Source organism: Desulfovibrio sp., assembly GCF_041907885.1.
Lineage (GTDB): Bacteria > Desulfobacterota > Desulfovibrionia > Desulfovibrionales > Desulfovibrionaceae > Desulfovibrio.
In genome coordinates this window covers 41,865-49,680 of the sequence record NZ_JAYRGM010000021.1, presented here as the reverse complement: position 1 = coordinate 49,680, position 7,816 = coordinate 41,865, and the positions used below count along the sequence as shown (strand labels likewise).

The window sequence follows — 7,816 nt, the reverse complement described above, 5'->3', positions numbered from 1 at the left end:
CGCCATGCTGAAGAAACTGAAGATTTACGCCGGGTCCGAACATCCGCATACGGCCCAGAATCCCCAGCCGCTGACGCTGCCGCATTAAGGAGTAAAGAGCCATGAGCGAGAAATTTGAATACGGCACCGGCCGCCGCAAGACTGCCACGGCCCGTACCCGCATTTACGCCGGTTCCGGCGGCATCACGGTCAACGGGCGCTCCTTCGAGGATTATTTTCCTCGTAAGACCCTGCAAATGATCATTCGTCAGCCCCTGGTTCTTGCCAAGCTGGCCGACAAATTTGACATTCGCGTTAACGTTGCCGGTGGCGGCGTTACCGGTCAGGCCGAAGCCGTGCGTCACGGTATTTCCCGTGCGCTGCTGCTGGTTGACCCGGCCCTGCGCCCCATTCTTAAAAAAGCTGGCTTCCTTACCCGCGATGCCCGCAAGAAAGAACGTAAAAAGTACGGTCTGCGCGCTGCCCGCGCCCGGTACCAGTACTCCAAGCGTTAATATGCCTTTACGGAAGCCCTCTTGGGAGGGCTTCCGTTTTTTTTTGGCGGGTCGCATGTCGGCCCGCTTTTTTTTGGCGGAGTTACTGAGTTATTTTGTATGAAAGCAAGAGCTGTTTGGCCTGGCAAAGTCTGTTTTTTGCTACATTTGCCTGGGCCAAATGGTTCGGGCAGACCTCTTCGGCCAAGGCCACCCCAGTGGAGTTATCATGAAGGACAATGATTCCGTGCATCCGGCAAGGCTGCAGCCTGATCTGCCCGTGCTGGATTATGTCTATACTCACGAGCAAACGCAGGCCACAACGGGCTATTTTTCGTGCGTGCCACCGGCTGACCTGAGCTTTGAGCAGGCTTTAGCCCGGCTTGAAGCCGCACCCATGGACGATTTTTTGCATCTGCATCTCCTGCAACTGCTGGCGGGCAAACCGCAAAGCGAACTGCGAGCCCTTGCCGCAGACAGCTACGATGCTGGGCGCGATACCTTTACCCGTCCTGTACTGGCCGCGCTGCTGGTCGAGTGTACTCTGCTGGTCAGTGATCTGCTTCAGGGGGATGGTGTGCATACGGTGTTTCCTGCCGATGCCGCAGTGCGTCTTACGTCTTACAGCCCATCCATATATCTGCGGGCAGCCAGCCTGCCGGACCATGCCACCGCAGCCGCCTGGAGCGCGCTTTTTCGCGCCAATATCTGCGACCACCACTCCCTGCCGCGCCCGGATGAAACGGGTATAGCCCCGCTTTTCAGTGCCGATGCCATTAGTGCCGCAGCCCGGCGCATGGCCAGCCATGCCGATGAGCTGGCCCTTCAGCATGCCAGGCTCAAATGTGATGATTGGGAGCCCTGGCAGCGCCCCCCCGCTCAGGAAACCTATCTGCGCGCCCTTGATGCGCTGATGGAAAACGGCGTTGTGGACGGGCCGGAAATGCGGCACGAGGCTTCGCTTTCGCCCATTGCGCTGTTGCGCGGCTGGCAGGTAGATATTGCCGTAAACAGCGGTTCCGTGCGCCATACGCTTCAGGGCAAGGCCACTGCCTACGGGCGCGGGCTTTCGCTGGCCGGGGCCAGGGCCTCGTATGCCATGGAAATTGTGGAGCGGGCCAGCAGCTATGTGAGCGTTGGAACCTGTGATGCCGCTGACCATGCGGGCGTGGTTTTAAACCGCAAGACAGATCTGCCGCTGGTTCTGGCCCGGTATTCCGAGCTTGTAGAGCAGGGCAGGGCGGCCCTTGATCCCAATATGCTGCCCCTCGAGGCCCCATACCGCGATGCGCCCCTGCACTGGCTGCCTGCCAGCGATGTGGCCGGGGCGAGCGTGCTTGTGCCAGCGCAGGCGGTGTTTCTTTTTTGCAATCTAGATGAACAGGCTCTGTTTCTGGCGGGCGGCTCCACGGGGCTTGCCTCTGGCAACATAATGGATGAGGCGGTGGTGGCTGCGCTGACAGAAATAGCCGAGCGGGATGCCGAGGCTACCACGCCCTACAGCCGCACCCGCTGTTTTACGTTGCGCAGCACAGACAAAATGGTGCAGTCACTGCTGGACGATTACGCAGCCTGCGGTATACGCGTGCAGTTTCAGGATCTGACAACAGAACTGGGCCTGCCGGTGTACCAGTGCTTTGTTACCGGGCGCGACGGGCGGGTAGCGCGCGCCACTGGCGCAAACCTGTGCGGTGCGCGGGCGGCGCTTGCGGCGCTGACTGAAACACCCTGGCCGTATTCAACATCGCAAACAAAGCCCCCAGTTCCTTCAGGATCAGGACTAGCCGGACTGCCCATTCGTGTGTTAGAGGATTTGCCGGATTACAGCCTGCCCTCCCCCCGCGCCAATCGCCGCCTGCTTGAGGCGGTGCTTGCGGCGCACGGCAGAAGTCCTCTGTATGTGGATTTGACCAGAAAGGATTTTGACATTCCCGTGGTCAGAGCCATTGTTCCCGGCCTGGCCCTTACAGCGGAATGGGACAGATTCTCAAGGCCCGACGCGCGCCTTTTTGCGCGTTATGCCGCGTGTTGTTTATGAGTTGCCGCAGGGCCAGCTAATTGCAATTGCAGCCTGAAGGCAACTCGGCTATAGTAGAGAGCGACCGGCCTGGATGTGGAATGGCCGCTCTGAACGCACAACCTCTGGAGGGTTAGGATGAAACTGGGTAAATTTCTTGCCGCGCTGGCTGGTCTGGCGCTGACCTTCGGCGTTGCCGGGCAGGCGCTTGCCGCCGATGCCGGTCCCATCAAAATCGGCGTGTACCTTCCCCTGACCGGGCAGAATGCCTTTGGCGGCCAGCTCGAACTTGAGGGCGTGCGTCTCGCCCAGAAGGAAATGCCCAAGGTGCTCGACCGCCCCGTTGAACTGGTGGTGGTTGACAACAAGTCTGACAAGGTCGAGTCGGCCAATGCCGTCAAGCGCCTTATCGAACGCGACAAAGTCGTGGCCCTGATCGGTACCTACGGTTCTTCGCTGGCCATGGCTGGCGCTGAAGTGGCCGAAAAGGCCGCCGTGCCCGGCGTTGGCACCTCGTGCACCAACCCCCTCGTGACCCAGGGCAAGAAGTACTACTTCCGCGCCTGCTTTATCGACCCCTACCAGGGTGCTGCTGCCGCCTCCTATGCCTATGAAACCCTCGGCTTCCGCAAGGCCGCCGTGCTCATGGACATGACCAGCGACTACGCTGTGGGCCTCTCCAGCTTCTTTACCCGCGACTTCAAGAAGCTTGGCGGCGAAATTGTTGCCTCCCTCAAGTACAGCTCGGGCGACCAGGACTTCACCGCCCAGCTGACCGAACTGATCGCCAAAAAGCCTGACATCGTCTTCATGCCCGCGTACTTCGCCGAAGGCGCCATCATCATGAAGCAGGCCCGTGAACTGGGCGCCAAGTTCCGCCTCATGGGCGGCGACGCCATGGACAACCCCGACACCCTCAAGCTGGGTGGCAAGGCTGCCGAAGGCTTCATGCACACCACCTTCCCCTACGACCCGGCCATGCCCAACATGAGCCCCGTTGCCAAGCGCTTCACCGAAGCCTGGAAGGCCGCCTATCCTGACAAGGAAACCAACGTTAACGGTGCCCTTGGTTACAACACCTATTTCCTGATCCTTGACGCCATCAAGCGCGCCAATTCCGCTGATCCCAAGGCCATTGCCAAGGCTCTGGCCGAAACCAAGGATCTGCCCACCGCTCTGGGCCTGCTGACCATCAACCAGACCCATGACGCAGAAATGCCCGTGGGCATCATTGAATACAAAGATGGCAAGCGCGCTTACGTGGGCGAAGTAACCCCCAAATAAGTTTCCATCTGATCAGCCCCGCGGCGGCATTCGCTGCGGGGCGCTTTTTTCATTTTTTTGCCGCTGTTCGGGCGGAGGGGGCCTGTGTGGCCTTTTGTCCGTTGCGAGGCGCTGAGGTGGCCCATGAGCCTTGACATGTTTTTGCAGCACTGTTTCAACGCCCTGACCCTGGGTTCGCTGTATGCGCTTATTGCCATCGGCTACACCATGGTTTACGGCATTCTGCGCCTGATCAACTTCGCCCACGGCGATATTTTGATGCTGGGCGCGTATTTTGTATTTTTCGGTACGTTCGCCTTTGGCTGGCCCTGGGGCGTGGCCGCTGTGGTCGCCGTTTTGGGCGCCAGCGTGCTCGGCATTCTTGTGGAAAGAATAGCCTACCGGCCCCTGCGCGATGCTCCCCGAATTTCGGCGCTTATCAGCGCCATTGCCGTATCCTTTTTTATTGAAAGCCTCGCGGTGGTTATCTTTACCGGTCAGCCTCGCCCTGTGTTACAGCCCGAATGGCTGGTTTCCGAGTGGCAGCTTGGCGGCATCCGTATTTTGCCCCTCACCGCCTTTGTGCCCGTCATGACCATTGTGCTTGTGGGTATTCTTTTGTACGTGGTCTACCGCACCAAGCCCGGCCTGGCCATGCGCGCCATCTCAAAAGACATTGAAACAACACGGCTCCTGGGCGTGCGCGTAGACAACATTATTGCCCTTACCTTTGGTATCGGTTCTGCACTCGCTGCGGCATCGGGCATTATGTGGGCCCTGCGCTACCCGCAGGTTCACCCCTACATGGGCATTATGCCCGGCCTCAAAGCCTTTATCGCCGCAGTATTTGGCGGTATCGGCTCCATCCAGGGGGCAGTTATCGGCGGTGTTGCCCTGGGTTTTGTGGAAATTATGACCGTTGCCTTCATGCCTGAGCTTTCTGGTTACCGCGACGCCTTTGCCTTTGTGCTGCTGGTGCTCGTGCTGCTGTTCAAGCCCACGGGTCTGCTGGGCGAGCGAATGGAGGAGAAAATCTAATGCGCCTGAACAGAAGCACACTTCTGAGCATCATGGTCATGCTGCTGTTTGGCCTTGTGCTCTCCCAGGCAGAAAGTTTTCTCGGTGATTATCAGATTTACATTGCCAAACTGATCTTCATCAACGCCATTCTGGCTCTCTCACTCAATCTCATCTACGGTTTTACCGGCCTGTTTTCGCTTGGGCATGCGGGTTTTATTGCCATTGGTGCCTATGTTTCGGCCCTGTGCATTCTGACCCCAGAGCAAAAAGAGATGATGTGGATTCTTGAGCCCATCATCTGGCCTTTTTCTGATCTGTTCACTCCTTTCTGGGTTTCTGCGCTGGCTGGCGGGCTGGTTGCCACCATCTTTGCCTTTATCATCGCCGTGCCCGTGCTGCGCCTGGGTGACGACTATCTTGGCATTGCCACCCTCGGTTTTGCCGAAATCATCCGCGTCATCATCGTCAACGCCACGTGCGTGACCAACGGTTCGCTGGGCATCAAGGGTATTCCCGGTCACGCCAGCCTGCTGTCGTGTTACATCTGGACGCTCTTTACGCTCATAGTGTTATGGCGGCTCTTGTTCAGCAATTACGGCAATGTGATGCGCTGTATCCGTGATAATGAAATCGCCGCCAGGGTCATGGGCATCAACGTGTTCCGCTACAAGGTGCTCTCGTTTTGCATCGGCGCGTTTTTTGCCGGTGTGGGCGGTGCGCTGCTGGGTTCCCACCTTTCCACCATCGACCCCAAGATGTTCAACTTTCTGCTGACCTTCAACGTGCTGATGTTCGTTGTGGCTGGCGGTCTTGGTTCGTTGTCGGGCAGCCTGCTGGGCGCAACGGTCATCACCATTCTGCTTGAGTGGCTGCGTGCCATTGAAGAACCCATGGATCTGGGATTTGTCGAAATACCCGGCATTCCCGGCATGCGCATGGTGGTGTTTTCGCTGGTGCTGCTGGCCATTATTCTTTACCGGCGTGAGGGCATCATGGGAACCAGGGAAATAACCTGGAAGACTATTGGCGCATTCTTGAGGAGGGGCAAGGCATGAGCGAGTTTATTCTGCCCAAGGCTCCCAATTACGAGGGTGCGTTGCTGCTGGCCAAGGACGTAACCATGCGTTTCGGCGGCGTTACGGCGGTGAGCGATCTTTCCATTGCTTTGCCCAAGGGTGCCATTGCGGGTATTATCGGCCCCAACGGCGCTGGTAAAACCACGGCTTTCAACGTGCTGAGCGGTTTTTACACCCCGCAGGAAGGCGACGTGATTTTTGGCGGCAAGAGTGTAAAAGGTCTTGGCCCCTCAGAAATCTGCAATCTGGGCATGGCCCGCACCTTCCAGAATATCCGCCTTTCGCAGCAGATGACCGTGCTCGAAAACATCATGGTTGGCTGTCATGTGCGCAGGCGCTGCCCCTGGTGGATGGCCCCGCTGGGTATTCCTGCCTTCTATAAAGAAGAAGCCGCCATCATCGAAAAGAGCAAGCAGCTGGCCGAAAGGGTGAACCTGAGCGCAAACCTGGATGATCAGGCTGGCAGTTTGCCTTACGGCGCGCAGCGCAGGCTTGAAATTGCCCGTGCTCTCGCAACCGAGCCAAAACTTTTGTTGCTTGATGAACCGGCCGCTGGCATGAATCCCCAGGAAAGCCTTGATCTCATGCACTTTATCGGCCATATCCGCGACGAATTCGACCTCACTATCCTGCTTATCGAGCACGATATGAAGGTGGTCATGGGCGTGTGCCAGTACATTTGGGTTATGGAGTATGGCGCGCTGATCGCCGAGGGCGGCCCGGAAGCCATCCGTAATAACCCCGTGGTTATCCGCGCCTATCTGGGTGAAGACGCCACGCTTGAAAAAGTTATCTAGCCGTGGGCCGGGCGGCGGGGCGTGCAGCCCCGCATGCCCGCAATCGGCTGCGCCTGGGCGCGGATCAGTGCGACAAGCCTGACCGGCGGCAATGCGCAGCAAAAAAGACAGGCAGCGGGAATCTGATCCCGCAGCAGACCGACAGATATGGACAGGGTGCATCATGCTTGAAATTCGTAATCTCCATGTGCGCTACGGCGGCATTCAGGCCGTCCAGGGCATAAGCCTGAATATCCCGCGCGGCAGCATTGTAACGCTTATCGGGGCCAACGGCGCGGGCAAGAGCAGTATCATCCGCTCCATAGCCGGCCTGAATAAAACCATCAGCGGTGATATTCTGCTCACCCGTCACGAGGGCGATGCTCCGGTTTCGCTCATGGGGCTCAAGCCCGAAGACATGGTGCGCAAGGGTATTTCTCTTTCGCCAGAAGGGCGGCGTATTCTGCCCCATCTGACTGTGGAAGAAAATCTGCATCTGGGTGCGTATTCGCGCAGCGACAAGGACGAAATCGCCCACGACATTGAGTGGGTTTACAGCCTTTTTCCCCGGTTGAAGGAACGCAGCTGGCAGAAGGGCGGCACACTTTCGGGCGGCGAACAACAAATGCTGGCAGTGGGCCGTGCGCTTATGAGCCGCCCCGATCTGCTCATGCTCGACGAACCTTCATTGGGCCTTGCGCCCCTGCTGGTGCGTGAAATTTTCGACATCGTCAAACGCATCAACGAAGAAGGCAAAACCGTGCTTCTGGTTGAGCAGAATGCCTTTGCGGCCCTTTCTGTGGCGCACTATGCGTACATTCTTGAGGTTGGCCGGGTTGTGCTTGAAGGCCCTGGCCGCGAGCTGCTCGAAAACCCCAAGGTCAAGGAAGCGTACCTCGGCGGCTAGTCTTGGTGTCGCACCGTGTTTCATTGGAGCATTTGGGTTGTTATTTCATGACCGGCGGTCTTTTGGCTGCCGGTTTTTTTATGGCCGCTTGCCATGGCTGCGCCGTTGCGGTGCGCCAGAGCCCCGACACTAAAGAAAGTTGCGCAAAACGGTGACCCCTGAGGTCAGGCAGGGCAGCCATGCAAAAAATCACGGCCCGCATCGGCTTGCATAGCTGTGCCGACGGTATTAGTATTCATGTTGGCGTATAAGCAATCCGCCTCGCGGCCAAGGAAAGGCCTTGC

General features: G+C 58.1%; 7 protein-coding genes and 1 pseudogene. All 8 read left to right on the top strand.

The window, feature by feature from the left end:
- Window positions 1-88, top strand: a pseudogene (locus ACE3NW_RS10495) (50S ribosomal protein L13); the annotation flags it as partial.
- Window positions 89-101: 13 nt separating this feature from the next.
- Window positions 102-494 carry a 30S ribosomal protein S9 gene (gene rpsI, locus ACE3NW_RS10490; protein WP_291332361.1) on the top strand — a complete coding sequence of 131 codons (393 nt, stop codon included), beginning with the start codon at window positions 102-104 and terminating at the stop codon, window positions 492-494.
- 208 nt (window positions 495-702) lie between these two features.
- Entirely contained in the window at window positions 703-2,511 is a 1,809-nt protein-coding gene (locus ACE3NW_RS10485) for a YcaO-like family protein (protein ID WP_374283125.1), read from the top strand.
- A gap of 117 nt (window positions 2,512-2,628) precedes the next feature.
- Window positions 2,629-3,774, top strand: a complete 1,146-nt coding sequence (locus ACE3NW_RS10480) for an ABC transporter substrate-binding protein (protein ID WP_374283123.1) — start codon at window positions 2,629-2,631, stop codon at window positions 3,772-3,774.
- Between the two features lie 123 nt (window positions 3,775-3,897).
- Window positions 3,898-4,791: a branched-chain amino acid ABC transporter permease gene (locus tag ACE3NW_RS10475; protein ID WP_374283121.1), complete on the top strand. Its 894-nt coding sequence runs from the start codon at window positions 3,898-3,900 to the stop codon at window positions 4,789-4,791.
- Entirely contained in the window at window positions 4,791-5,828 is a 1,038-nt protein-coding gene (locus ACE3NW_RS10470; protein ID WP_374283119.1) for a branched-chain amino acid ABC transporter permease, read from the top strand. The genes ACE3NW_RS10475 and ACE3NW_RS10470 overlap by 1 nt, the downstream gene beginning before the upstream one ends.
- Window positions 5,825-6,646: an ABC transporter ATP-binding protein gene (locus ACE3NW_RS10465; RefSeq protein WP_374283116.1), complete on the top strand. Its 822-nt coding sequence runs from the start codon at window positions 5,825-5,827 to the stop codon at window positions 6,644-6,646. The genes ACE3NW_RS10470 and ACE3NW_RS10465 overlap by 4 nt, the downstream gene beginning before the upstream one ends.
- A 163-nt stretch (window positions 6,647-6,809) precedes the next feature.
- On the top strand, window positions 6,810-7,532 hold the full coding sequence (locus ACE3NW_RS10460; protein ID WP_374283132.1) for an ABC transporter ATP-binding protein: 723 nt from the start codon (window positions 6,810-6,812) through the stop codon (window positions 7,530-7,532).
- Window positions 7,533-7,816 lie beyond the last annotated feature (284 nt).